Source organism: Microbacterium sp. 4NA327F11, assembly GCF_005503465.1.
Taxonomy (GTDB): Bacteria; Actinomycetota; Actinomycetes; order Actinomycetales; family Microbacteriaceae; genus Microbacterium; species Microbacterium ginsengisoli.
Genome location: NZ_SCOB01000008.1, coordinates 39,000 through 63,007 on the forward strand (window position 1 = coordinate 39,000; position 24,008 = coordinate 63,007).

Consider the following 24,008-nt stretch of genomic DNA (forward strand, 5'->3'; position numbering starts at 1 on the left):
TCAGTGTATCCGCGTGCACAGGCCCGACAGGGGGCTTGACGCGCACCGGCGGAAACGCCGTCGGGGCCCCGGATCGCTCCGAGGCCCCGACGGCGTGAGCGCTCAGACGAGCGAGCGCAGAACGTACTGCAGGATGCCGCCGTTGCGGTAGTAGTCGGCCTCACCGGGGGTGTCGATGCGCACGACCGCGTCGAACTCCACGGTCTGCTTGCCGTCGGCCGAGAACTCGCTCGGCTCGGCGACGACGCGCACCGTCTTCGGAGTGACGCCCTCGTTGAGCTGCTCGAGGCCCGTGATCGAGATGATCTCGGTGCCGTCGAGGCCGAGGGACTTCCAGCTCTCGCCGGCCGGGAACTGCAGCGGGACGACGCCCATGCCGATCAGGTTCGAACGGTGGATGCGCTCGAAGCTCTCGGTGATGACCGCCTTCACACCGAGCAGGCGCGTGCCCTTGGCGGCCCAGTCGCGGGACGAGCCCGAACCGTACTCCTTGCCGCCGAACACGACGAGCGGGGTGCCCTGCTCCTGGTAGTTCTGCGACGCGTCGTAGATGTAGGACTGCGGTCCGTCGACCTGGGTGAAGTCGCGGGTGTAGCCGCCCTCGACGACCGCGCCGTCGTTGACAGCCGCGGTGAGCTCGTTCTTCAGACGGATGTTCGCGAAGGTGCCGCGGATCATGACCTCGTGGTTCCCGCGGCGCGAGCCGTAGGAGTTGAAGTCCTTCTGCGCGACACCGTGCTCGGTCAGGTACTGTGCGGCGGGCGTGCCCGCCTTGATGTTGCCGGCCGGGCTGATGTGGTCGGTCGTGACGGAGTCGCCGAGGGTCGCCATGACGCGTGCGCCGGTGATGTCGGAGACGGGGGTGAGGTCCATGGTCATGCCGTCGAAGTACGGCGCCTTGCGCACGTAGGTCGAGTCGGCATCCCACTCGAAGACCGGACCGCTCGGGGTCGGCAGGCTCTTCCAGCGCTCGTCGCCGTCGAAGACGGTGGCGTACTGGTTGATGAACTGGTCGCGGGAGATCGACGAGTCGATGATCGACTGCACGTCGGCGGTGTCGGGCCAGATGTCCTTCAGGAAGACGTCGTTGCCGTCGGTGTCGGTGCCGAGCGCGTCGGTCTCGAAGTCGAAGTTCATCGTGCCCGCGAGCGAGTAGGCGACGACCAGCGGCGGCGAGGCGAGGTAGTTCATCTTCACGTCGGGGCTGATGCGGCCCTCGAAGTTGCGGTTGCCCGAGAGCACCGCGGTCACGGCGAGGTCGTTCTCGTTGATGGCCGCCGAGACCTCCTCGATGAGGGGGCCGGAGTTGCCGATGCAGATCGTGCAGCCGTAGCCGACCGTGTAGAAGCCGAGGCCCTCGAGGTCCTTGTCGAGGCCGGACTTCTCGTAGTAGTCGGTGACGACCTTCGAGCCCGGGCCGAGCGTCGTCTTCACCCACGGCTTGCGCTTCAGGCCCTTGGCGAGGGCGTTGCGCGCCAGGAGGCCCGCCGCGACCATGACCGAGGGGTTCGAGGTGTTTGTGCACGAGGTGATCGCCGCGAGGGTGACCGCGCCGTTGTCGAGGATGTACGACGCGCCGTGGGGCGGCGTCACCTTGACGGGCTTGGATGCCGCGGCCGGCCCGCCGCTCGAGATGAGCACCTCGCCGGTGTGGGTGTGCTCGTCGCCGGGCACGACGCCCGCATCGGAGGCGGGGAACGATCCGGCCGACTCGAGGTCGACGATCGAGTCGCTCGTGGCGGGGGTCGCGTAGTTGAGGATGTCCTTCTCGAACTGCGACTTGGCCTCGGCGAGCAGGATGCGGTCCTGCGGGCGCTTCGGTCCGGCGATCGAGGGCACGACCGTGGCGAGGTCGAGCTCGAGGTACTCGCTGTACTGGGGCTCGTTCGCGGCGTCGTGCCAGAGCGACTGGGTCTTCGCGTACTGCTCGACCAGCGCGACCGCCTGCTCGCTGCGGCCGGTGAGGCGCAGGTAGTCGAGGGTGACGTCGTCGATCGGGAAGATCGCGGCGGTCGAGCCGAACTCTGGGCTCATGTTGCCGATGGTGGCGCGGTTGGCGAGCGGCACAGAGGCGACGCCGGCTCCGTAGAACTCGACGAACTTGCCGACGACGCCGTGCTTGCGCAGCAGATCGGTGATCGTGAGCACCACGTCGGTCGCGGTGACGCCGGCGGGGATCTCGCCGGTCAGCTTGAAGCCGACGACGCGCGGGATGAGCATCGAGACGGGCTGGCCGAGCATGGCGGCCTCGGCCTCGATGCCGCCGACGCCCCAGCCGAGCACGCCGAGGCCGTTGACCATCGTCGTGTGCGAGTCGGTGCCGACGCAGGTGTCGGGGTAAGCGCGCAGCGCGCCGCCGACGGTGCGGTCGTAGACGACCTTGGCGAGGTGCTCGATGTTCACCTGGTGCACGATGCCGGTTCCCGGGGGCACGACCTTGAAGTCGTCGAACGCGGTCTGACCCCAGCGGAGGAACTGGTAGCGCTCCCCGTTGCGCTCGTACTCGATCTCGACGTTGCGCTCGAGGGCGTTCTCGCTGCCGAACAGGTCGGCGATGACCGAGTGGTCGATGACCATCTCGGCGGGCGAGAGCGGGTTGATGCGCTTGGGGTCGCCGCCGAGGGCGGTCACGGCCTCGCGCATGGTGGCGAGGTCGACGATGCAGGGCACGCCCGTGAAGTCCTGCATGACCACGCGGGCGGGAGTGAACTGGATCTCGGTGTCGGGCTCGGCTTGCGGGTCCCAGGAGCCGAGCGCCTCGATCTGCTCCTTGGTGACGTTCGCGCCGTCTTCCGTGCGGAGCAGGTTCTCCAGCAGCACCTTGAGACTGAACGGGAGCTTGTCGTAGCCCGCGACCGCGTCGATGCGGAAGATCTCGTAGTCGGTGCTGCCGACCGTCAGGGTGCTCTTGGCACCGAAGCTGTCAACCGTGGACACGATCGTCTCCTTCGTCGGCATTCGGGCGGCAGTGAGCGCCGCCGTTCCCATCTTCCCGCCCGGTTCCGGGGGTGGCTAGCAAGGCTTGCCTAACTCAGGTGGAAGACGGAATTTATCTTGATATCAAGATAAAAGTATCACTCCTGACCTGATTCGGCATCGGATGCCGCGGCGCGCCGCGCGGTCGGATAGAGGGCGCGTGCCACGAGCCACGTCACCACCACCAGCGGCGCGAACAGCGGAAGTCCCATGGCGATCTTCAGGGTGCCGAGCGCCGGGACGTCGCCGGCGAAGTAGAACGGCAGTTGCACGGCGAGGCGGACGGCGAAGAGGGTTGCCCACGCCAGCGTGATCCAGACGAACGCGCGGCGCTTTCGACGATCGCGGCGCCAGCCCGTGGCATCCCCCATGAGCCATCCGACCGCCAGACCGATCAGCGGCCAGCCGACGAGCGCCGAGACGAGGAGGGCGAGGCCGTAGGCGCCGTTCGTGACGAAGCCGAGGATGAAGTTGTCCTGACCGCGCCCGGTGAGGAGCGCGAGCGCGGCCGCGGCGGCCGTCGCCACGAGTCCGCCCAGGGCGGCGCTCGCGGGCGAGCGCTGGACGAGCCTCACCACCGAGAACACCGCCGCGAGCCCGACCGACGCGCCGAGGGAGAGAAGGAGGTCGCCGCGGCCGGTGCCGCTGTCGAGGGTGACGGTGAACAGCACCACGAAGACCAGGCTCGGAAGGACGGACTCGATGATGCCGCGCCAGCCGCCCATCGCCGCCCACGCGACGTGTCGGGCGCTGGTCTGCGCGGACGGATCGAGCCCGGCGCGGCGCGCGGCGGATCCGAGGGCGCGGGCCAGTGCGTCCGACGTGGACGGACGGGCCTCGTCGGGGGCGGGGGGTTCGACGCTCACGCGGCGCCCGGCGCGACCGGCATCTTCAGCGGGATGAGGTCGCGCGGCGGCATGGGCTGGCTGCCGCGCACGATGACGAGGGATCGGAAGAGATCCTCGACCCGCTCGGCGGCGATCGGGTCGTTGGCCGCGGCGCCGCCGATGACACCGCGCAGGAACCAGCGCGGGCCGTCGACTCCGACGAAGCGGGCCAGTCGTTTGATCGGCGCGCCGCCGTCGACCGCGGTGGGCACCTCGGCGAGGAGCTCGGTGCCGAGGGCGCCCTCACGCTCTTCCGCCCGGCCGCCCTGCTGCCGCACCTGCTCGAGCAGCTGGGCGCGGGTCTCATCCCAGAGCCCACCGCTGCGCGGGGCGGCGAAGGCCTGCACCTGCAGCGTCGAGTCGGCGTAGTCCAGTCCCACGGCGACGATCTGCTTCGACTGCTCCTCGACCTCGAGGCGCAGGTTCAGACCTTCGCGTGGGAGCACCTTGATCGCGCCGAGGTCGATGTAGGGGCGAACCGGGTTCGCCTCGCTCTCGTCGTAGGGCCCGGCCTCCGCGCGGGTCTCGGGGGCGGACTTGTCGCCGAAGGAGGGGACGATGTCGCTCACGAGGGAGCTCCTTCCGTGCTCTGATAGCCCGTCGAACCGAATCCGCCTTCGCCGCGCACACTGCCGGGCAGCTCGTCGACCGGCACGAAGCGCACACGCGGAACGGGCAGGACGATGATCTGCGCGATGCGGTCGCCGACGGCGACCTCGTACGTCGCGTGAAGGTCGGTGTTCAACAGGGTGACCTTGATCTCACCGCGGTAGCCCGCATCGACCGTGCCCGGTGAATTCACGACGGTGATGCCGTGCTTCGCCGCCAGCCCGCTGCGCGGGACGACGAACGCGGCGTACCCGTCGGGCAGCGCGATGCGCACACCGGTGCCAACGAGGGCGCGCTCGCCCGGGCCGAGGATGACCGCCTCCGCGGCGACGAGATCCGCGCCGGCGTCGCCCGGGTGGGCGTACTGCGGGATCGTCGGCGCGATAATGGGGACGTCAACGCTTTCGGTCACGCAAAGAGGCTAATGCAGATCACCCAGCTCTCGAGGAGCGTCGCATCCGGTTCGTACCGTGAGCGGCTCTCGCCGTCACTGTGGGCGCTCGTCGCCTCCGCGGTCTGTGCACCCATGGCGGCGCTCGTGGTCGTGCCGATCGACGCGACGTTCTCGCTCGCGGTCGGCGTGATCGTCGGATGCCTCATCGTCGCCCTGCTGCTCGCGGCGTCGCCGAGCGTTCGAGTCGCCGACGGCGTACTCCACGCCGGGCGCGCTCGCATCGACGTCATTCATCTCGGCGATGCGGCGGTGTTCACCGGCGAAGAGGCGCGGCGCGTGCGGGGTCCGGGTCTGCCCCGTGACGCCTGGCACCTGTTCCGTGGCGGGATCGATGCCGTGGTCGTGTTCCCGGTCGTGGATCCGGACGATCCGACGCCGGCGTGGGTCATCGCGTCCCGCACGCCGGATCGTCTCGCGGCCGCCGTCGCGGCCGCTCAGCTCACGCGGCGCACTCCGCGCAGATAGGGCCGATGCCCTCTTCGTGGTCGAGCTGCGAGCGGTGCTTCACCAAGAAGCAGCTCACGCACGTGAACTCGTCCTCCTGGGGCGGGAGCACGACGACGTCGAGCTCGAGGTCGGAGAGGTCCGCGCCCGGGAGCTCGAAGCCCGACGGGTTGTCGGTGTCTTCGGAATCGCCCGAGCCGGAGAGCTTGTCCGGCACACGCTCCTTCAGGGCCTCGATCGACTCGCTGTCGTCGTCGGTCTTGCGCGGGGCGTCGTAATCCGTGGCCATTCGTCCGTGTCTCTACTTCCAGATGCTGCGTGCCGCGCGGCGCGCGGCGGCGATAGTTTGCATGACGCGGAACACAAACGCAAATGCGTTCCGCTGAGGCGTGCATCGTCGAAACGCCCGCCACGCGGGCGATATTCCGAGCGGTCCGGTCGCGGTGTGGAACCATGGCGGAACACGGCAGATCGGAGGCGTGTCCCGCATGGAAAAGCTCAGAGTCATCGGCGTCGAGGATGATGTGCTGGTGCTCGCCACGGAGACGGGTGAGCGCTTCGGTGTCCCGGTGGACGAGGTGCTGCGCACCCAGTTGCGTCGCGCCGACCGTTCCAGCGCCGGATCCCGCACGAAGGCGAGCCCCCGTGACATCCAGGCGCAGATCCGTGCCGGGCTGTCCGCCGAGGAGACCGCCGCGGTGCTCGGCCTCTCCGTCGACGATGTGGTGCGTTTCGAGGCACCGGTGCTCGCAGAGCGTGAGTTCGTCGTCGGGCAGGCGCTCTCCGTTCCGGTGCTGCTCACGAGCGACTTCGACTCTGACACACCGACCACCTTCGGCGACGCGGTCCGCGCGAAGCTGGTGGAGGCGCACGCCGTGGGCGAGCGGTGGTCCAGCTGGAAGGACGACAGCGGCTGGACGGTGAAGCTCTCGTTCTCGATCACCGAGGTCGAGCGGGACGCGCGCTGGAGTTTCGATCCGAAACGTTCCGTGCTCTCCCCGATCAACGCCGATGCGACGCAGCTCTCACGTCAGGGGTCTCTGCCAGACGGTCTGATTCCGCGGTTGCGCGCGCTCGAGATCCCGGGCATCAAGGACGATTCACGGTTCGACAGCGGCGCATTCGGACCTCGCGCACTCCCGGACCTCGAGCCGGAGGATGCGCACGAGGTCGAGCCGCTCGACCACACTCCTGTCGCGCCACCACAGTCGAGCCCCGCCGTTCAGCACGCGGCGATCAAGCGGGCGCCCGAGGCATCCGTCACCTCATCCGAGACGGCCGACCTCCTCGAGGCGCTGCGTCGTCGTCGCGGCCAGCGGCCCGACGCGCCCGATGTCATCGCCGAGGTCCCCCGCGGCGCGGCCGCACCGGTCGCCCTGTTCGACGCGGTCGAGCCGGGGTACGACGAGGCTCCGGCGCCCGTCGAGACGCCCGCACTGCCGACGAGCCCGCCCGGCGGGAGCGATGCGCAGCGGCGCAAAGGTCGCACTTCGATGCCGTCGTGGGATGAGATCGTCTTCGGCGCCCGCACCGACGAGAGCTGACCTCAGCTCCAGGCGGCCAGCCCGATGAGCGGGACGATGCGCTCCTGCTCGGTGAGTGATCCGTGTTGTCCGACCATGCGGCGACTGCTGATGTCGTCGGTGCGCCCGTCGTAGTACGCGACACCGCTGCGCGCGGCGACGATCACGTCTCCGATGCGTTTCGCCGCCTCGGGAGCGACGCGGGCGCCGAAGAGTCCGGCGTCGATCGCCTCGTCGCGGCTCAGCACCCAGGCTCGCTCCCCCTCCGCCGCGCGCCACGCCTCGACCAGTCGCGCGGCAGACCCTTCGCGCGCGTAAAGGTGCAGCATGCGCGGCTCGCCCGCGACATCCGTCACGTCATCGCGCAGCGCCGCGTCGTCGACGATGATCTGGCGGTGCGCCGGCACATCGACCATGCCATGGTCGGCGGTGACCACGATGCCGGCATCGGATGCCGCGTGCAGCCGCCTCGCGGCTCGGTCGATCTGTTCGAGCACCGACGCCCACTCATCGGACTCCCACCCGGCGCGGTGACCGGCGGTGTCGAGTTCGGGTGCGTAGAGGTAGACGAGGGTTCCGGGCACGGCGGCGGCCTCGATCGCCTTCTCGACGCGGTCGTCGAGGTCGGCGGCGTCGCGATGGATGCCGTGCGGGAACACTGCGGTCGTGAAGCCGGATGTCGCGTACTCCGGACGCGAGCAGACCACGAGGCGCTCGCGTGCACGGAGTGTCGTGGTGAGCGAGCGCGCCAGCGGCCAGGATTCGGTGTCGAGCTCGCCGCGCTCCCAGCCATTGAGCTGGTTGGCGACGATGCCGGTGTCGGGCACCCGCACGCGGTATCCGAGGATGCCGTGCTCCCCCGGCCTGACTCCCGTCCAGAGGGAGGCGAGAGCGGCCGCGGTCGTCGACGGGAAGACCGACCGTGCGACATCCTTCTTGCCCATCGCCTCCGCGAGGAATCGAGCGTGCCCCGCACGCTGGCGCAGGTTGAGCGCGCCGAGCCCGTCGACGAGGAGCACGATCACGCTCGGCGCCGGACGGAACCAGCCCTCCTCGCCGCGGATCGCCCGTAACGCGTTCGACACGACGCCGGTGAGGCTCCGGGCTCCGGCGGGGTCGGTCGGTAGGCTGGAGCGCATCGGGGTCAGTCTCGCACACGCGCACGCCCCGCCCCGCGACACGAGGCAGAACGTCATGGCCAGCACCCGAAACCCCTCCACGCCGCCCGCAGAGGAGCGCATCGACGACGTCGACCTGTCGACCGAGATGCAAGGCTCCTTCCTGGAGTACGCCTATTCGGTCATCTACTCCCGGGCGCTCCCCGATGCGCGCGACGGGCTGAAGCCCGTGCAGCGCCGCATCCTCTTCCAGATGGCCGACATGGGGCTGCGCCCCGACCGAGGCCACGTCAAGAGTGCCCGCGTCGTCGGTGAGGTCATGGGAAAGCTGCACCCTCACGGTGACGCGCCGATCTACGACGCACTCGTGCGACTCGCGCAGCCCTTCACGCTGCGCGTGCCGCTCGTCGACGGCCACGGCAACTTCGGCTCCCTTGACGACGGTCCCGCCGCCCCGCGCTACACGGAGGCGCGGCTCGCGCCGTCGGCACTCGCCCTCACCGCCGACCTCGACGAGGACGTCGTCGATTTCGTGCCGAACTACGACGGGCAGTTCCAACAGCCCGAAGTGCTGCCGGCTGCCTTCCCGAACCTCCTCGTCAACGGCGCCGCAGGCATTGCCGTCGGCATGGCGACGAACATGGCGCCCCACAACCTCATCGAGGTCGTGGCCGCCGCGGTGCATCTGCTCGAGAACCCCGAGGCATCCGTTGAGGAGCTGATGGAGTTCGTCCCGGGCCCCGACCTTCCGTCGGGCGGGATCATCGTCGGGCTCGACGGCATCAAGGACGCCTACACGACCGGCCGCGGCACGTTCCGCACGAGAGGCAAGGTCACGGTCGAACAGCTCGGCCCGCGCCGCACCGGCCTCATCGTCACCGAGCTTCCGTACATGGTCGGCCCTGAGCGCGTCATCGAGAAGATCAAGGACGCCGTCAACGCGAAGAAGCTGACCGGTATCTCCGATGTCACCGACCTGACCGACCGTGAGCACCCGCTGCGCATCGTGATCGGCATCAAGACCGGCTTCGAGCCGACCGCTGTGCTCGAGCAGCTCTACCGGCTCACGCCCCTCGAGGACTCATTCGGCATCAACAACGTGGCCCTCGTCGACGGCCAGCCGCAGACGCTCGGCCTCAAGCCGCTGCTGCGGGTCTACCTCGACCATCGCCTGCGCGTCATCACACGGCGCAGCGAATACCGTCTTGCCAAGCGCCGGGACCGGCTGCACCTCGTCGAGGGCTTGCTCATCGCGATCCTCGACATCGACGAGGTCATCCAGGTGATCCGCACCTCGGATGACTCGGAGTCCGCGCGAGGCCGGCTGATGACGGTGTTCGACCTGTCCGAGGTGCAGGCGGAGTACATCCTCGAACTGCGGCTGCGCCGGCTCACACGGTTCTCGCGCATCGAGCTCGAGTCGGAGCGCGACGAGCTGAAGTCTGAGATCGCGAGCCTCGAGGAGCTGCTCGGCAGTGACGTGCTGCTGCGCGCGGCGGTGGCGAGCGAGCTCGAGCACGTCGCCGAGCAGTACGGCACGCCGCGGCGCACGCTGCTCATGAACGGCTCTCCGGTCACCGCGCGTACCGCGTCGCGTGCGACCGCGCCGAGCCTGGAGATCGCCGACGACCCGTGCCGTGTCTACCTGTCGGCCACCGGCCGCATGGTGCGTGCCGAGCTCGGCGAAGACGGCTCGATCGTGCCGCCTGCGCGCCGGTCGAAGCACGACGCGGTGCGCTCGGTGGTGACGACCACGGTGCGGGGCGAGATCGGTGCGGTGACGACGCGCGGGCGGCTCGTGCGGCTCTCCCCCGTCGACCTTCCGTCGGTGCCCGCCAACTCGGTGCAGCTCGCCGTCGGCACCCGCGTCGACCAGTACCTGGCGCTGGAGAAGGGCGAGCACGTCGTCGCCCTCGTGCCTCTCGTCGCGGAGCCGCCGATCGCGCTCGGCACCCGCCAGGGAGTCGTGAAGCGTGTGTCGGCCACCGAACTCGCCCCGGGCAAGCACGACGCCGAGATCATCGCTCTGAAACCCGGCGACGAGGTCGTCGGAGCGGCCGTCGCGCCCGACGAAGCCGAAATCGTGTTCGTCGCGAGCGACGCCCAGCTCCTGAGGTTCGAGGCGTCGGCCGTGCGACCACAGGGTCGCGCCGCGGGTGGCATGGCGGGCATCCGTCTGTCCGACGGCGCCGAGGTCATCCACGTGGCCGTCGTGACCGATCCGGACGCCGCCGAGGTCGTGACCGTCGCGGGAAGCTCCTCCGTGCTGGCCGGGGCAGACGCGGGCAGCGGCAAGGTGTCGGCGTTCGCGGAGTTCCCGCCCAAGGGTCGCGCCACCGGCGGTGTTCGCGCGCAGCGGTTCCTGCGTGGCGAGGACGCCCTGACGCTCGCCTGGGTCGGCGTCGAGCCGCGCGCCGTGGGTGCGGACGGCTCGACGCGGGCGCTGCCGGCCTCCGGGGCGAAACGGGATGCCTCGGGCCAGACGATCGATGCCGTCATCGGCGCCGTCGGCACCGCCCTCGCGTAGCCGGCCGAGGTGCGGCATCCACTCGTGATTCGGCCCGCGGTAAGACGTGCCGGCGGCGAGACTCCGAGCGTGTCGCCGGTCAGGCGTCGATACGGTCGCGCGCCAGTCGGTCGCTCGAGGTCACGATGAACTCGCGGCGCGGTGCGACCTCGTTGCCCATGAGCAGCTCGAAGACGGTGGCCGCGGCCTCCGCATCGGAGAAGGTCACCCGACGCAGGGTGCGCCCGGCGCGGTCCATCGTGGTGGTCGCGAGCTGCTCGGCGTCCATCTCGCCGAGCCCCTTGTAGCGCTGGATGGGCTCCTGCCAGCGGCGACCCGCCTTCTGCAGCTTCGCGAGCAGGGCGTGCAGCTCCTGCTCGGAGTAGGTGTAGATCGTCTCGTTCGGCTTCGAGCCGGGGTTCACGACGATCACCCGATGCAGCGGAGGAACAGCGGCGTAGACGCGGCCCGCCTCGACGAGCGGACGCATGTAGCGGAAGAACAGGGTGAGCAGCAGCGTGCGGATGTGCGCGCCGTCGACGTCGGCGTCGCTCATGAGGATGACCTTGCCATAGCGCGCCTGCTCGAGATCGAACGAGCGTCCCGAGCCCGCGCCGATCACCTGGATGATCGAAGCGCACTCGGCGTTCGAGAGCATGTCGCTGATCGATGCCTTCTGCGTGTTCAGGATCTTCCCGCGGATGGGAAGCAGTGCCTGGTACTCGCTGGTGCGCGCCTCCTTCGCGGTACCGAGGGCCGAGTTGCCCTCGACGATGAACAGTTCGGAGGCGGCGACGTCGTTCGTGCGGCAGTCGACGAGCTTCGCGGGCAGCGACGACGACTCGAGCGCGTTCTTGCGGCGCTGGGTCTCCTTGTGGGCGCGCGCGGAGATGCGCGCCTTCATCTCGGCGACCACCTTGTCGAGCAGAAGCGCGGTCTGGGCCTTGTCGTCGCGCTTGGTCGACGAGAACCGCTCGCCGAGGGTACGTGAGACCACGGAGGTGACGATCTGGCGCACCGCGGGCGTGCCCAGCACCTCCTTCGTCTGGCCCTCGAACTGGGGCTCGGGAAGACGGACGGTGAGCACCGCAGTGAGGCCCGCGAGGATGTCGTCCTTCTCGATCTTGTCGGTGCCGACCTTCAGCCGGCGGGCGTTCTGCTCGACCTGGGTGCGCAGCACCTTCATGAGGCCTTGCTCGAAGCCCTGTTGGTGGGTGCCGCCCTTGGGGGTGGCGATGATGTTCACGAACGAACGGTTGACCGTCTCGTATCCGGTTCCCCAGCGCAGCGCGATGTCGACCTCGCACGTGCGCGTCACCTCGGTGGGAACCATCGCGCCCGATGCCTGCAACACGGGTACGGTCTCGGTGAAGTCGCCGGCACCGGTCAGGCGCCACGTGTCGGTCACGCCGCTGTCGGGCGCGAGGAAGTCGGCGAACTCGGAGATGCCCCCGTCGAAGTGGAAGTCGGTGGTGACCGGTGTCTCACCGCGGGCATCGCCGATCGCGATGTGGAGCCCCGGCACGAGGAACGCGGTCTGCCGCGCCCGCTGCTCGAGCTCGTCGAGGTGGAACGTCGCATCGCGGGTGAAGATCTGACGGTCGGCCCAGTAGCGCACCCGCGTGCCGGTCACGCCCTTCGCGACCTTGCCGATGACCCGCAGCTCGCTGCGCTCGTCGTACGGGGTGAAGGGGGCGTCGGGTCGCGGTTCACCGCTGTCGGCGAAGACGCCGGGCTCGCCCCGACGGAAGGACAGCGCGTACGTCTTGCCGTCGCGGTCGACCTCCACGTCGAGGCGCTCCGACAGCGCGTTGACGACCGAGGCGCCCACACCGTGCAGACCACCGGATGCCGCGTAGGACCCGCCGCCAAACTTGCCGCCGGCGTGCAGCTTCGTGAACACGACCTCGACGCCCGTGAGCCCGGTGCGCGGTTCGATGTCGACCGGGATGCCGCGGGCACGGTCGCCGACCTCGACGCTCCCGTCGGGACGCAGGGTGACGTCGATGCGTTCGCCGAACCCGCCGAGCGCTTCGTCGACCGCGTTGTCGATGATCTCCCACAGGCAGTGCATGAGTCCGCGGGAGTCAGTAGAGCCGATGTACATGCCGGGACGCTTGCGCACGGCCTCGAGTCCCTCGAGGACCTGGAGGTGGTGGGCGGAGTACTCGGCGGTCACAATCTCCAAGCCTATGCGCGGGTACCGACGTCGCCTGGCACAGACACGGGGTACGGGGGCCGCCGTACGCGTTGAGCGAAATGTGACGCGTTCGCGGCATACCCGAAACATCGGCGTGCTTGTATGTGAGGACTTCGGCGCCACCGGGCGTCGGGCAGACGCATCGAGGAGGCAGTCATCATGACCTACACGTCGACCCCCACCGAGGGCAATGCCGTTCTCGACTACCGTCTCACCGCCGTCGACCGCTGCGACTCCTGCGGTGCGCAGGCCTACATCGCCGCCGACGTGAACGGCACGCAGCTCCTGTTCTGCGCCCACCACGGCCGCAAGTACGAGGCCAAGCTCCGCTCCGTCGCCACCTCGTGGCACGACGAGACTGCTCGCCTCATCGAGTCCTGACGTCGTCCTCGGCGCGACGCTCGATGAGGGGCGACAGCCGCACCGCGATTTCCTCGCCGATCGTGTCGATCGCTTCCGCCAGGTCGGTGGCGCTGGGTGCTCCCACCCCGTAGATCCGAACAGTCTCCCCGACGGCGGCGTGCGGCCAGGCGTCGACGGACGTCGTGAGGTCGTCGACGCTCCGGACGGCGACCAGCCCTGCGGGGCTCCGCGCCACCGTTCGTCCGCCGAGGGTGGACGGCAGGCCATCCAGCGCTCCGACTCCGAGTACCGCGATTCCGCCGCGAACCTCGATGACGTCGGCGTCGAGGGAAGCCACCGGCGCGATCCCGAGTTCGTGCTCACCGGGGCCGCCGGCCGGCCGGATCCCGTAGTTGAACGCTCCGATGCGCACCATGTCGTAGCGGAACTCGGGGCGCTGGAATGCCGCGGCGCTCGCGGCGAGGTGGGCGCGCGGTGGCGTCAGGCCGGCGTCGTGCACGACCGCGAGAGCCTCGTCGAAGCGGGCGCGTGCCGCGTCATCCTCGCCGTCGGACGCCTCGGCGAGATGGCTCCAGACACCCTCCAGGCTCAGCGCCCCGGCCGCCGAGGCCGCCGCGGTGCGGGCGACGGCATCGGTCCACTCCTCGGGTCGGATGCCGTTGCGGTGCAGGCCCGTGTCGATCTTCAGGTGAACCCGCGCCGTCGTGCCGTGCGCGGCGGCGAGTCGGACGACGTCGTCGAGCAGCGCCGGGTCACCGACACCGAGGTCGATCCCCGCGTCGATCGCCGTGCGGAGGGACGCATCGCCGGCGACCATCCAGGCGAAGACCCGCACCGAGTCTCCCGCCAGGGCGCGCACGCGTAGAGCGGTCGGCAGGTCGAACGCGCCGATCCAGGTGATTCCGGCCTCGAGGGCGGTGGGGATCACGTTGTCGAGACCGTGTCCGTACGCATCGTCCTTGACCACGAGCATCAGTTCGGCCGGGGAAACGCGGGCGCGCAGCACATCGATGTTGGCGGCGAGGGCAGCGCGGGAGATCCGCAGCACTGCAGTCACGATTGCACCTCGCGTCGCGTGTGGAGACCGACGGCGGTGACGATCTCCGACGACCGGAGTCCTGTCGCTGCGGCCCAGCGCGCGACGGTGTCGCCGCCTCGACCGAAGAAGGTCGCTTCGGCGCCGCGCGCCACATCGGCGTCACCGATGTCGATGACGCAGACATCCATGGCGACCCGCCCGACGATCGGATGCCGTGCCCCCTCGATGAAGACGGATGCCGCGCCCCCGGCGCCGCGCACGACTCCCTGTGCGTAGCCGCCCGTCACCAGAGCGACCCGCGTGTCCGCGGGGGCGCGGAACCGGTAACCGTACGACACGCCTTCGCCGGCCAGCAGCCGCTTCGTGCTGAGAACGGTGCCGACGAGCGTCATCGCGGGCACGCCAGCGACCCAGCCGTAGGTCACCGCCGGGCTCACCGACGGCGCCCCCACGCGCACCACGCGGTCGCCGAAGGTCGTCGCGCCATCGACGAGCAGGGTCGCGTCGGTTTCGAACAGCAGTGCGGTCGCGACGGCGTCGAGCCCGTGACCGTAGGCGTCGTGGCGGAGATCGACGAGCGGGGCGGATGCCGCGGCTCCCCGCACGTTCGCGACGATCGCCGCCACGCTGATGCGGGCGACCGGAGCAGCATCGTCGGTCATGGCCTATCGCAGCTGGATGGCCGTGAACCGCTTGCCGGTGGCCAGGCGCTCGATCTCGGCACGGGCGGCGTCGGCGTGGGCGTCGATCGCGGCGTGCGCGTCGCCGGTCGAGTACGTGAGAGCGCGACGGGCTGTCGCTGCGGTGAGCAGCAGGTCGGCGAGCCAGGGGTTCAGCGGAAGCACCGGGCCCTGCAGGTTCGTTGCGACGACGCTGCCGGCGCGCACGGTCTCGTGGCCGCCGTCGACGCCGCCGTTGCCCGCGAGCACCGTTCCGTACGCGAGGGCGGGGTCATCGAGCGACCACAGCGAGGCATGGTCCTCGAAGCCGACGAGCCGTCCGTCGGCCGTGTCAGCGACGACGTAGCCGACACGACGCTCTCGCGTGCGGGCGACCCGCGCCGGGACGAGCCCGAGCCCGTCGAGACGGGAGCCGTCCGTGAGGGTGATCTGCTCGGCGAGCAGCTCCGCACCGCCGCCGACGGCGAGCACGGGGCATCCGTTCTCGACCGCGGTGCGCAGCCAGTCGGCGCGGGCACTCAGGTCGGATTCGACGGTGCGGATCGCAGAGAGCGGTCCGTTGCCGATGACGATCAGGTCGGCTTCGCCCGGCGCGGTGTCGCCGGGTTCGACGGTGACGACCTCGACCTCGAGCCCGGCGAGACGCGCGCGGGTCGCGAGCACCTCGACGTTTCCGGCGTCGCCGGAGATACCGAGCAGGGTCGGATAGAGCTGGACGAGGCGCAGAGTCATCGGCGGGCGATCTCCTGGTCTCCGTGACCGAGCACGCGACGTCCGATCATCATGAGCTCGTAGTTGACGAACCAGTTCTGACGGCCGGACGCCGTCACCGGGAACGACCGCATGATCTCGACGGCCTTCTCGAGGTCGGGTTCGACGACCCCGATCGGGATTCCGGCGTAGGCGAAGCGCGTGGCGATCTGGTGGGCCTTCTCCCCCGTGATCACATCGACGTGGTCGAAGGCCGAGAGATCGACGTCGTACAGCCAGGATATGTCGGGCGTGCCCTCGTCGATCGCGAACAGCAGCCGCTCGGGTGTGCCGTCGAGCGCGTCGATGTTCAGCTGCAGGCTCGGGCCGTTCTTGAACATCACGAACTCCACCAGCTCGCCCGCCGGATCGCGACGCAGCGGAATGACCTCGCCGCGTCCGTAGGCCGGGGCCATCACAGCGAAGCCGGCCTGCGCGGCCTCGGGCCGGAAGGCGTCGCCGAGCACGTGACGGGCGGCGCTGACCGCCGCCGCCGCATCGACCGCGTAGTGCAGGCCGCGCGCGGGAAGGCGGACCGGGATGCTCCGCCCCTCGAGGGAGATCTCCACCTCGCGTCCGGAGACCGCGGTGACCTCGCTCTCCGCCTCATGGCGGATCGCCTGCGCGGTTCCGCTTCGAGTGTCGGCGGCGTTGTTCAGGCCGTGAGCCGACGCGGCGACGACCTCATCCGAGGCGCCGAAGAACGACACCGGCGCGCGCAGCGTCGACGGATCGATCTTGCTGAGGTATGGGTCGTCGCGGTTGGTCACCACGCGCACGCCGGCGCGGGTCGCGGCATCCAGCATCATGTCGGCGACCCGCTCGGTCTCGTAGAACCGGTACAGCTGGTCGACCTGCACGTTCAGCGCCACGATCACCCGCGGCGAGAGGATGTCGGCAAGGTCGGCCGCATAGCCCTCGTCGACCTCCAGCACCGCGACATCAGCCCGCACCCGACCGAACAGGGTCGCATCCGCGAGGAACGCGCTCGTGACGCCCTGCGGCAGGTTCGCACCGGTGGGGTTCGTGAACACCCGCAGACCGTGCGCCCGCAACACCTCGCTGATCATGTGCGTCGTCGTGGTCTTGCCGTTCGACCCCAGCACGAACACGACGCCCGCCGGGAACTGCGCAGCGATGCTCGACAGCAGCGTGGGCGCGAGCCGGTTGGCGACGTACCCCGGGAACGCCGATCCGCCGCCGCGCAGGCGCGTGGCGAATCGGGCGAGCTTGCCGACGGCGACCGCGGGGACGTACTTCGCGCGGAACGTCATGCGCGGCTCACTCGAGGTAGTCGCGCAGCGACTGCGACCGCGACGGATGACGCAGCTTCGCCATCGTCTTCGACTCGATCTGACGGATGCGCTCGCGCGTGACGCCGAACGTGTCGCCGATCTGGTCGAGGGTCTTCGGCTGGCCGTCGCCGAGACCGAACCGCATGCGGATCACGCCCGCCTCGCGCTCGCTGAGCGAGTCGAGGAGCGACTCGAGCTGACGCTGCAGCATGGTGAAGCCCACCGCGTCGGCCGGGACCACAGCCTCGGTGTCCTCGATCAGATCGCCGAACTCGCTGTCGCCGTCCTCACCGAGCGGCGTGTGCAGCGAGATCGGCTCACGGCCGTACTTCTGCACCTCGATGACCTTCTCGGGGGTCATGTCGAGCTCGCGGCTCAGCTCCTCGGGCGTGGGTTCGCGACCGAGGTCCTGCAGCATCTGCCGCTGCACGCGGGCGAGCTTGTTGATGACCTCGACCATGTGCACGGGGATGCGGATGGTGCGCGCCTGATCGGCCATCGCGCGGGTGATCGCCTGACGGATCCACCACGTCGCATACGTCGAGAACTTGAAGCCCTTGGTGTAGTCGAACTTCTCGACTGCGCGGATGAGGCCCAGGTTGCCCTCCTGGATGAGGTCCAGGAACTGCATGCCGCGCCCGGTGTAGCGCTTCGCGAGCGACACGACCAGACGCAGGTTCGCGCCCAACAGGTGGCTCTTCGCGCGCTGACCGTCACGGGCGACCCACTGCAGGTCGAGGCCCGTCTGGCCGGCCTTGTCGGCGGCCGACATGCCCGAGAGCTTCTCCTCGGCGAACAGACCCGCCTCGATGCGCATCGCGAGCTCGACCTCTTCGGCCGCGTTCAGCAGCGGCACCTTGCCGATCTGCTTCAGGTAGTCCTTGACCGGGTCGGCGGTCGCGCCGGTGATCTGCGTCGAGTAGACCGGGACGTCGTCCTCGTCGCTCGACGAGATGACGATCGCGCCCGTCGGAAGCGGCTCGCTGAACGCGGGCTTCTTCTCGTCGTCTTCTTCCGCATCGTCGTCGGCGTCGTCGGATGCCGCGGCATCCGTCTTCTTCTTCGCCGTGGGCGTGTCGTCGCCGTCGCTGTCGTCCGACTCGTCGCCGTCATCGGCGGAGTCGTCGAGCTCCTCGTCGATCTCGACGTCGTCCTCGTCCTCGTCCTCGTCGAACTCGTCGTCCTTCGGCTTCGCGGTCGACTTCTTCGCAGGCGCCTTCTTGGCGGGCGCGGCCTTCTTCGCTGCGGGCTTCGCCGTCGCGCGGGTCTTCGTCGCGGGCTCCGTCGCCGCGGCATCCGTCTCGTCGACGACGGCCGTCTCGTCGGCGGCGTCCGCAGCCTTCGTGGTCGCGCGCGATCGGGTTCCGGTCTTGGTGGCTGGAGTCACGTTTCGCCTTTCACCGAGGGCGTTCCCTCCCTCGGACAGAGGTAAGACCCTTGTCAAGTCCAGTGCTGTTCGCAACCGGATCGACAACGGGTCGGTCCCTCATTGTCTCATACCCGCGTCGGCGTCCTCGCCTCGCGGTCTCCCCTGTGGCAACATCGGTGCGCTCAGGCGCATTCTCCGCTCAAGAGAACGGGCCGGCGCGCCGGTCGTCGTCGCCCGGGCGTGACGCGAGGAAGCGCTCGAGCTCGGCGGCGAGCTCGTCGGCGCTCGGCAGATCGCCCTGGTGGATCAGCGGAGTGGCCTGCGTCGCTCCCGCCATATAGGCGTCGTAGCGCTCCTCGAGGCCTGACAGCATGGTGCCGAGCTCGTCACTCTGCTCGATCTGCTCGGCGACCTTCGCGACGAACGCCTCGTTCTCCTGCCGGAGGGACTCGACGTCGAACACGAGACCTGTGGCGAGCGTGATGCTGTCGAAGGCGGCGATGGCGGTGGCGGGGTACTCGGCGTCGCCGAGGTAGTGAGGTACGAGCAGCACGAACCCCGCGATCTTCGCTCCTGTCTCGGCGAAGCGGTACTCGAGCAGGTGCCCGATGGTGGCGGGTACCTGCGTGCGGGGCTTCCACACCGAATGCGCCGCCGTCAGGTCTGGTCGGGTGCCCGACACGGTCGCGCCGAGGGGCCGCGTGTGCGGCACGGGCATGGGGATCGCGTGCACCCACGTCACGCCCGAGACGCCGAGGGCGTGCGCAGCCTCGGTGACGGAGGACGCGAAAGCCTCCCAGGCGAAGTCCGGCTCGTATCCCGACAGCAGTAGGAATCGCTGTCCGAGGGTGTCGCGTCCGAGCGACAGTTCGAGCCGCGGCGGACGGTAGTCGGACAGGTGGTCCTCGTCGAACACGACGATCGGCCTGCGGGCGCGATAGTCGAGCAGCACGTCGTTCTCGAAGCGCAGCACGGTCTGCAGGTCCCCCGCCTCGCGCAGGTGGTCGATGACCTGCGATGCCGCCGATCCCGCATCGGTGAAACCGGTGAACGCGATCACGAGCGGAAGGCCGTGCGGCACCTCCGGCGCGTCGTCCGCGGCGTCATACAGAGGAGCGTCGAAGGGCATGACTCCATGCTAGGAGCCGGACGAGGGGGTGGGCCGGACGCTTCGCCCTGGGCGTACCTAGGATGAAGTCATGCCGTACCCCGTTCTCGAGTTCACCGACCAGCCGACCACCGAGATCGCCGCGGACGCGGTGCTGTTCCTCCTTCCCTGGGGTGATCCCGCCGACGATGCGAGCACGTCTGTGCGCGCCGCGGCCGACGCGGTCGGCGCCTCGCGCAGCGCAGGCGCCGTCACCCGGGTGAGCGTGCCGGAACTCGGCTCGCTCCCCGCCGCGGTCGTCGCGGTCGGCGACGGCGCGGATGCCGCGGCATGCCGTTTCGCGGCCGGCGCCGGCATTCGCACCCTCACCGGATTCGAGACGGTCGCGATCGTGCCGCTCGGCGGCACCGCCGCGCACGCCCGCGCGATCGCCGAAGGCGCGACCCTCGGGGGATACCGCTTCGACAGCTACAAGAAGAACGCGCCGGGGCGAGTCCGCGCGAACCGTGTGCTCATCGCGGCCCCGGGCACGGATGACGATGCCGCCTTCGCCGCGGCGGTGGGCGAGGCATCCGCTCTCGTCAAGGACCTCGTCACGACGCCGGCCGAGTGGCTCGGCCCCGCCGATCTCGCCGATGCGGCGCGCGCCGCCGTCGAGGGGCTCCCCGTCGAGGTGACCGTCTGGGACGAGGACGCACTGCGGGCAGGCGGCTTCGGCGGCATCCTCGGCGTCGGACAGGGCTCGGTGCGCCCGCCGCGCCTCGTGAGGGTGGACTACTCCCCCGCCGACGCGACGGGGCACGTCGCCCTCGTCGGCAAGGGCATCACCTTCGACACCGGCGGTCTCTCGCTGAAGCCGGCCGGGTCCATGGTCGGCATGAAGTACGACATGTGCGGAGCCGCGACAGTGCTCGCCGTGGCCCGTGCGGCCGCGCGCCTCGCGGTTCCGGTGCGCGTGACCGCGTGGCTCTGCATCGCCGACAACATGCCCTCGGGCAGCGCCACGCGTCCGGGCGACGTTCTGCGTATCGCCGACGGCCAGACCGTCGAGGTGCTGAACACCGATGCCGAGGGTCGCCTCGTGCTCGCGGACGGCCTCGTCGCGGCGAGCCGCGAGAACCCCGACCTGATCGTCGACGTCGCGACTCTCACCGGGGCGATCACCACCGCACTCGGCACCCGCCACACCGGCGTCATGGGTGAGGAGGGCGCCGTTGCGGCCTATCTCGCCGCCGCAGAGCGGGTCTCCGAGCTGGCCTGGCCGCTGCCGCTCCCCGACCACATGGAGGACGAGCTCGACTCCCCGATCGCCGACCTCGTGAACGCGAAGATCGGCGACCCGGCGGGCGGGTCGCTGTTCGCGGGTCTCTTCCTCCGCCGCTTCGTCGGACGTCTCTCGGATGCCGACGACGCCCCTCGCATTCCTTGGGTGCACCTCGACATCGCCGGTGTCGGCATGAACAAGGGCGGCGGATACGGCTTCACCGACAAAGGCCCTACCGCCGCGACGGTGCGGAGCCTCATCGAGCTGATCGGCACCCGCGCATGAGCGCGCACACCGTCGACGTCGTCGTCATCGGCGGCGGCAGCGCCGGTTACGCGGCGGCGATCCGTGCCCGCGAGCTCGGCTCGTCGGTCGTCATCGTCGAGGCCGACAAGCTCGGCGGCACCTGCCTTCACCGCGGCTGCGTGCCGACGAAGGCGCTGCTGCACACGGCCGAGGTCGCGGAGGTCGCACATGCGGCGTCGACCGCGGGCGTCTCGGTCGGCGAGGTCGTCGTCGACGGCTCCGCCGCGCGCGCGTTCCGCGACAAGATCGTCGCCGGCAAGCACAAGGGTCTGCAGGGCCTCATCGCGGGTCACGGCATCACCGTCGTCGCCGGGTACGGCGTGCTCGCGCCCGACCGCGTCGTCACCGTCGGCGACGACACGTACGCAGCGTCCCATGTCGTCATCGCGACGGGATCGCATACCCGTCTGCTGCCGGGCATCGAACCCGGCCCGCGCGTGTGGACCAGCGAGACCGCACTGTCGTCGGACGTCGTGCCGGCGCGGGCGATCGTGCTCGGCGGGGGCGTCATCGGTGTGGAGTTCGCGAGCGCCTGGCGGAGCCTGGGCGCCGAGGTCACGATCGTGGAAGCCCTCGACCACCTCGTCGCCGCCGAGGACGCCTCCTCTGTCGCCCAGTTGGAGCGGGCCTTCCGCCGTCGGGGCATCCAGACCCGCCTCGGTGTGCGCGTCGCGACTGTCGCCGAGACGGCGGACGCGGCATCCGTGACGCTCGAGGACGGCACTGTGCTCGAGGGTGACGTCGTGCTCGTCGCTGTCGGGCGCGCGCCGCACACCGCGGACCTCGGACTCGAGCAGGCCGGCGTCGCGCTCGAGCGCGGGTTCGTCGTCGTCGACGACCAGCTGCGCACCACGGTGCCGGGCGTGTGGGCGGCGGGTGACGTCGTCGCCGGGCTGCAGCTCGCCCACCGCGGGTTCCAGCACGGGCTCGCCGTGGCGGAGCGCATCCACGGACGCACGGTGCCGCAGATCCCGGATGCCTCGATCCCCCGCGTGATCTACACGCATCCGGAGGTCGCGTCGGTCGGTCTCACCGAGGAGCGGGCGAAGGAGACCTGGGGTGCAGAGGCGATCGCCACCGTCGAGTACAACCTGGCGGGCAACGCCAAGAGCACCATCCTCGGCACGTCCGGCGTCGCGAAGGTCGTCCGTCGCGTGAACGGGCCGGTCGTGGGAGTCCATCTCGTCGGCGATCGGGTCGGCGAACTCATCACCGAGGCGCAGCTCGTCGTGGGCTGGGAGGCCCACCCCGAGGACATCGCGCCGTTCGTGCATGCACACCCCACTCAGGGCGAGGCTCTCGGCGAGGCGTTCCTCGCGCTCGCGGGCTCGCCCCTGCACGTCGCGTGAGCGACGCGTCACTAAGCTAGACACCACACCGCATTCGTGAAGGAGCAACACCCATGAGCACTTCCGTGGTCCTCCCCGCTCTCGGCGAGAGCGTGACCGAGGGAACGGTCACCCGCTGGCTCAAGCAAGTAGGGGACACGGTGGCCGTCGATGAGGGTCTCGTGGAGATCTCGACCGACAAGGTCGACACCGAGATCCCGTCGCCCGTCGCCGGTGTGATCGAGGAGATCCTCGTTCAGGAGGACGACACGATCGAAGTCGGTGCCGTGCTCGCAAAGATCGGTGACGGTTCTGCCGCTCCCGCCGCCGCGCCCGCCCCCGAGACCGCTGCTCCGGCTGCCGAGTCCAAGCCCGCGCCGGTCGCGGAGACCCCGGCCCCCGCGGCGGAGCCTTCTCCCGCTGCTGCTCCGGCCGCTGCCGCCCCGACCGCCTCCGGCGGCAAGGAGGTCGTGCTCCCCGAGCTCGGCGAGAGCGTGACCGAAGGCACCGTCACCCGCTGGCTGAAGCAGGTCGGCGACTCGGTCGAGGTCGACGAGCCGTTGCTCGAGATCTCGACCGACAAGGTCGACACCGAGATCCCGGCTCCGTTCGCCGGTGTGCTGCAGGAGATCCTGGTGCAGGAGGACGAGACTGTCGCCGTAGGCGCCGCGCTCGCCCGCATCGGCGATGGGGCCTCCGCCCCCGCCGCTGCCCCGGAGGCTCCGGCGGCCGCGCCTGCGGCCGCTGCGCCGGCAGCCGTTCCCGCGCCGGCTCCTGTTGCTGCTCCCGCCCCTGCTCCCGCTGCTGCGGCTCCGGCCGCTGCGTCTCCCGTCGCTGCACCGGCCCCGGTTGTCGCTCCTGCGGCGGCGGCCTCGGGCGACGATGTCAGCTACGTGACGCCGCTCGTGCGTCGTCTCGCGCAGCAGCAGGGTGTCGATCTCGCCACGGTCAAGGGCTCGGGCGTCGGTGGACGCATCCGCAAGGAGGACGTGCTCAAGGCCGCCGAGTCGGCGACGAGCGCACCTGCGGCCGCTGCTGTGGCCCCGGCTGCGCCCACGCTCGAGGTCTCGCCGCTGCGCGGCACCACCCAGCCGATGTCGCGTCTGCGCAAGGTTCTCGCCGAGCGCGCTGTCGCGTCGATGCAGGCCACCGCGCAGCTCACGACGGTCGTCGAGGTCGACGTCACCGACCTCGCGACGTTCCGCGACGCCGTCAAGGGTGATTTCCAGGCCAAGACAGGTCAGAAGCTCTCCTTCCTGCCCTTCTTCGCCCTCGCGGCTGCGGAGGCGCTGCAGGCGTTCCCGGTCATCAACGCGACCGTCGACGGCGACCAGATCGTCTACCCGGCGAGCGAGAACCTCTCCATCGCGGTCGACACCGAGCGTGGCCTCCTCACCCCTGTGGTGCGCGACGCGGGCTCGAAGAACGTCGCGCAGATCGCGGCGGAGATCGCGGACCTGGCGGCCCGCACCCGTGAGAACAAGCTGAAGCCCGACGAGCTCGGCGGCGGAACGTTCACCCTCACGAACACCGGTTCGCGCGGAGCGCTGTTCGACACCCCCGTCGTCTTCCTGCCGCAGTCCGCGATTCTCGGCACGGGTGTCGTGTTCAAGCGTCCCGGTGTCGTGAAGGTCGGCGGCGTCGACGCGATCGCCGTGCGCTCGTACGTGTTCCTCGCGCTGTCCTACGATCACCGCGTCATCGACGGGGCCGACGCTGCGCGCTTCCTCGGAGCGGTGAAAGCTCGTCTCGAGGCCGCGGCGTTCCAGGCCGACCTCGGCATCTGACC

General features: G+C 70.1%; 20 protein-coding genes. 7 read left to right on the forward strand and 13 right to left on the reverse strand.

Features of this window, described 5'->3' with window-relative positions; genetic code table 11:
• Positions 1-102: 102 nt before the first annotated feature.
• From FFS51_RS06940 to dut, 4 genes are all read right to left on the reverse strand, one after another.
• Entirely contained in the window at positions 103-2,937 is a 2,835-nt protein-coding gene (locus FFS51_RS06940; RefSeq protein ID WP_137877878.1) for an aconitate hydratase, read from the reverse strand.
• A 137-nt stretch (positions 2,938-3,074) separates the two neighbouring features.
• Positions 3,075-3,842 (reverse strand): DUF3159 domain-containing protein, encoded by a 768-nt coding sequence (locus FFS51_RS06945; protein WP_045248046.1) that lies wholly within the window; start codon positions 3,840-3,842, stop codon positions 3,075-3,077.
• A complete protein-coding gene (locus tag FFS51_RS06950) occupies positions 3,839-4,432 on the reverse strand; it encodes a DUF3710 domain-containing protein (protein WP_045248045.1) in 594 nt (197 codons plus the stop codon). Before FFS51_RS06950 ends, FFS51_RS06945 begins: the two co-directional genes overlap by 4 nt.
• Positions 4,429-4,884: a dUTP diphosphatase gene (dut, locus tag FFS51_RS06955; protein ID WP_137877879.1), complete on the reverse strand. Its 456-nt coding sequence runs from the start codon at positions 4,882-4,884 to the stop codon at positions 4,429-4,431. The genes FFS51_RS06950 and dut overlap by 4 nt, the downstream gene beginning before the upstream one ends.
• Before the next feature lie 12 nt (positions 4,885-4,896).
• On the opposite strand from dut, the gene FFS51_RS06960 reads away from it, so the two are divergent.
• Positions 4,897-5,391, forward strand: coding sequence for a DUF3093 family protein (locus FFS51_RS06960; RefSeq protein WP_137877880.1), 495 nt, complete (start codon positions 4,897-4,899; stop codon positions 5,389-5,391).
• Here the strand turns inward: FFS51_RS06960 and FFS51_RS06965 are convergent.
• Positions 5,366-5,659, reverse strand: coding sequence for a DUF4193 domain-containing protein (locus FFS51_RS06965; protein ID WP_045248042.1), 294 nt, complete (start codon positions 5,657-5,659; stop codon positions 5,366-5,368). The two genes, FFS51_RS06960 and FFS51_RS06965, sit on opposite strands and share 26 nt — an antisense overlap.
• 199 nt (positions 5,660-5,858) lie before the next feature.
• On the opposite strand from FFS51_RS06965, the gene sepH reads away from it, so the two are divergent.
• A complete protein-coding gene (gene sepH, locus FFS51_RS06970) occupies positions 5,859-6,914 on the forward strand; it encodes a septation protein SepH (RefSeq protein ID WP_045248041.1) in 1,056 nt (351 codons plus the stop codon).
• A gap of 2 nt (positions 6,915-6,916) precedes the next feature.
• Here the strand turns inward: sepH and FFS51_RS06975 are convergent, their stop codons facing one another.
• Positions 6,917-8,032, reverse strand: a complete 1,116-nt coding sequence (locus FFS51_RS06975) for an alkaline phosphatase family protein (protein WP_137877881.1) — start codon at positions 8,030-8,032, stop codon at positions 6,917-6,919.
• Positions 8,033-8,087: 55 nt separating this feature from the next.
• Here FFS51_RS06975 and FFS51_RS06980 point away from each other — a divergent pair, with 55 nt between their 5' ends.
• Entirely contained in the window at positions 8,088-10,538 is a 2,451-nt protein-coding gene (locus tag FFS51_RS06980; protein WP_137877882.1) for a DNA gyrase/topoisomerase IV subunit A, read from the forward strand.
• 79 nt (positions 10,539-10,617) lie between these two features.
• Here the strand turns inward: FFS51_RS06980 and FFS51_RS06985 are convergent, their stop codons facing one another.
• A complete protein-coding gene (locus tag FFS51_RS06985; protein WP_431463259.1) occupies positions 10,618-12,696 on the reverse strand; it encodes a DNA gyrase/topoisomerase IV subunit B in 2,079 nt (692 codons plus the stop codon).
• Positions 12,697-12,876: 180 nt separating this feature from the next.
• Between FFS51_RS06985 and FFS51_RS06990 the strand changes: the two genes are divergently transcribed.
• Complete coding sequence (locus tag FFS51_RS06990; RefSeq protein ID WP_137877883.1) at positions 12,877-13,098, forward strand: DUF7455 domain-containing protein; 222 nt, start codon at positions 12,877-12,879, stop codon at positions 13,096-13,098.
• Here the strand turns inward: FFS51_RS06990 and FFS51_RS06995 are convergent.
• The 6 genes from FFS51_RS06995 to FFS51_RS07020 all read right to left on the reverse strand — a co-directional run bounded on the left by FFS51_RS06995 (position 13,085) and on the right by FFS51_RS07020 (position 19,342).
• On the reverse strand, positions 13,085-14,137 hold the full coding sequence (locus tag FFS51_RS06995) for an alanine racemase (protein ID WP_137877884.1): 1,053 nt from the start codon (positions 14,135-14,137) through the stop codon (positions 13,085-13,087). The genes FFS51_RS06990 and FFS51_RS06995 overlap by 14 nt on opposite strands.
• Positions 14,134-14,781 carry an alanine racemase gene (locus FFS51_RS07000; RefSeq protein ID WP_137877885.1) on the reverse strand — a complete coding sequence of 216 codons (648 nt, stop codon included), beginning with the start codon at positions 14,779-14,781 and terminating at the stop codon, positions 14,134-14,136. Before FFS51_RS07000 ends, FFS51_RS06995 begins: the two co-directional genes overlap by 4 nt.
• A 3-nt stretch (positions 14,782-14,784) precedes the next feature.
• Positions 14,785-15,531: a type 1 glutamine amidotransferase gene (locus FFS51_RS07005; RefSeq protein WP_137877886.1), complete on the reverse strand. Its 747-nt coding sequence runs from the start codon at positions 15,529-15,531 to the stop codon at positions 14,785-14,787.
• Positions 15,528-16,823, reverse strand: a complete 1,296-nt coding sequence (locus FFS51_RS07010) for a Mur ligase family protein (RefSeq protein ID WP_137877887.1) — start codon at positions 16,821-16,823, stop codon at positions 15,528-15,530. The genes FFS51_RS07005 and FFS51_RS07010 overlap by 4 nt, the downstream gene beginning before the upstream one ends.
• A 7-nt stretch (positions 16,824-16,830) precedes the next feature.
• Complete coding sequence (locus FFS51_RS07015; RefSeq protein WP_137877888.1) at positions 16,831-18,231, reverse strand: RNA polymerase sigma factor; 1,401 nt, start codon at positions 18,229-18,231, stop codon at positions 16,831-16,833.
• Between the two features lie 181 nt (positions 18,232-18,412).
• Positions 18,413-19,342, reverse strand: a complete 930-nt coding sequence (locus FFS51_RS07020) for a proteasome assembly chaperone family protein (protein WP_137877889.1) — start codon at positions 19,340-19,342, stop codon at positions 18,413-18,415.
• Positions 19,343-19,412: 70 nt separating this feature from the next.
• On the opposite strand from FFS51_RS07020, the gene FFS51_RS07025 reads away from it, so the two are divergent.
• From FFS51_RS07025 to sucB, 3 genes are read left to right on the forward strand one after another with little or no spacing between them, the layout of a single operon-like run.
• Entirely contained in the window at positions 19,413-20,870 is a 1,458-nt protein-coding gene (locus FFS51_RS07025; protein ID WP_137877890.1) for a leucyl aminopeptidase, read from the forward strand.
• On the forward strand, positions 20,867-22,240 hold the full coding sequence (gene lpdA / locus FFS51_RS07030) for a dihydrolipoyl dehydrogenase (RefSeq protein WP_137877891.1): 1,374 nt from the start codon (positions 20,867-20,869) through the stop codon (positions 22,238-22,240). The genes FFS51_RS07025 and lpdA overlap by 4 nt, the downstream gene beginning before the upstream one ends.
• Before the next feature lie 53 nt (positions 22,241-22,293).
• Positions 22,294-24,006, forward strand: a complete 1,713-nt coding sequence (gene sucB, locus FFS51_RS07035; protein ID WP_137877892.1) for a 2-oxoglutarate dehydrogenase, E2 component, dihydrolipoamide succinyltransferase — start codon at positions 22,294-22,296, stop codon at positions 24,004-24,006.
• Positions 24,007-24,008: the final 2 nt, after the last annotated feature.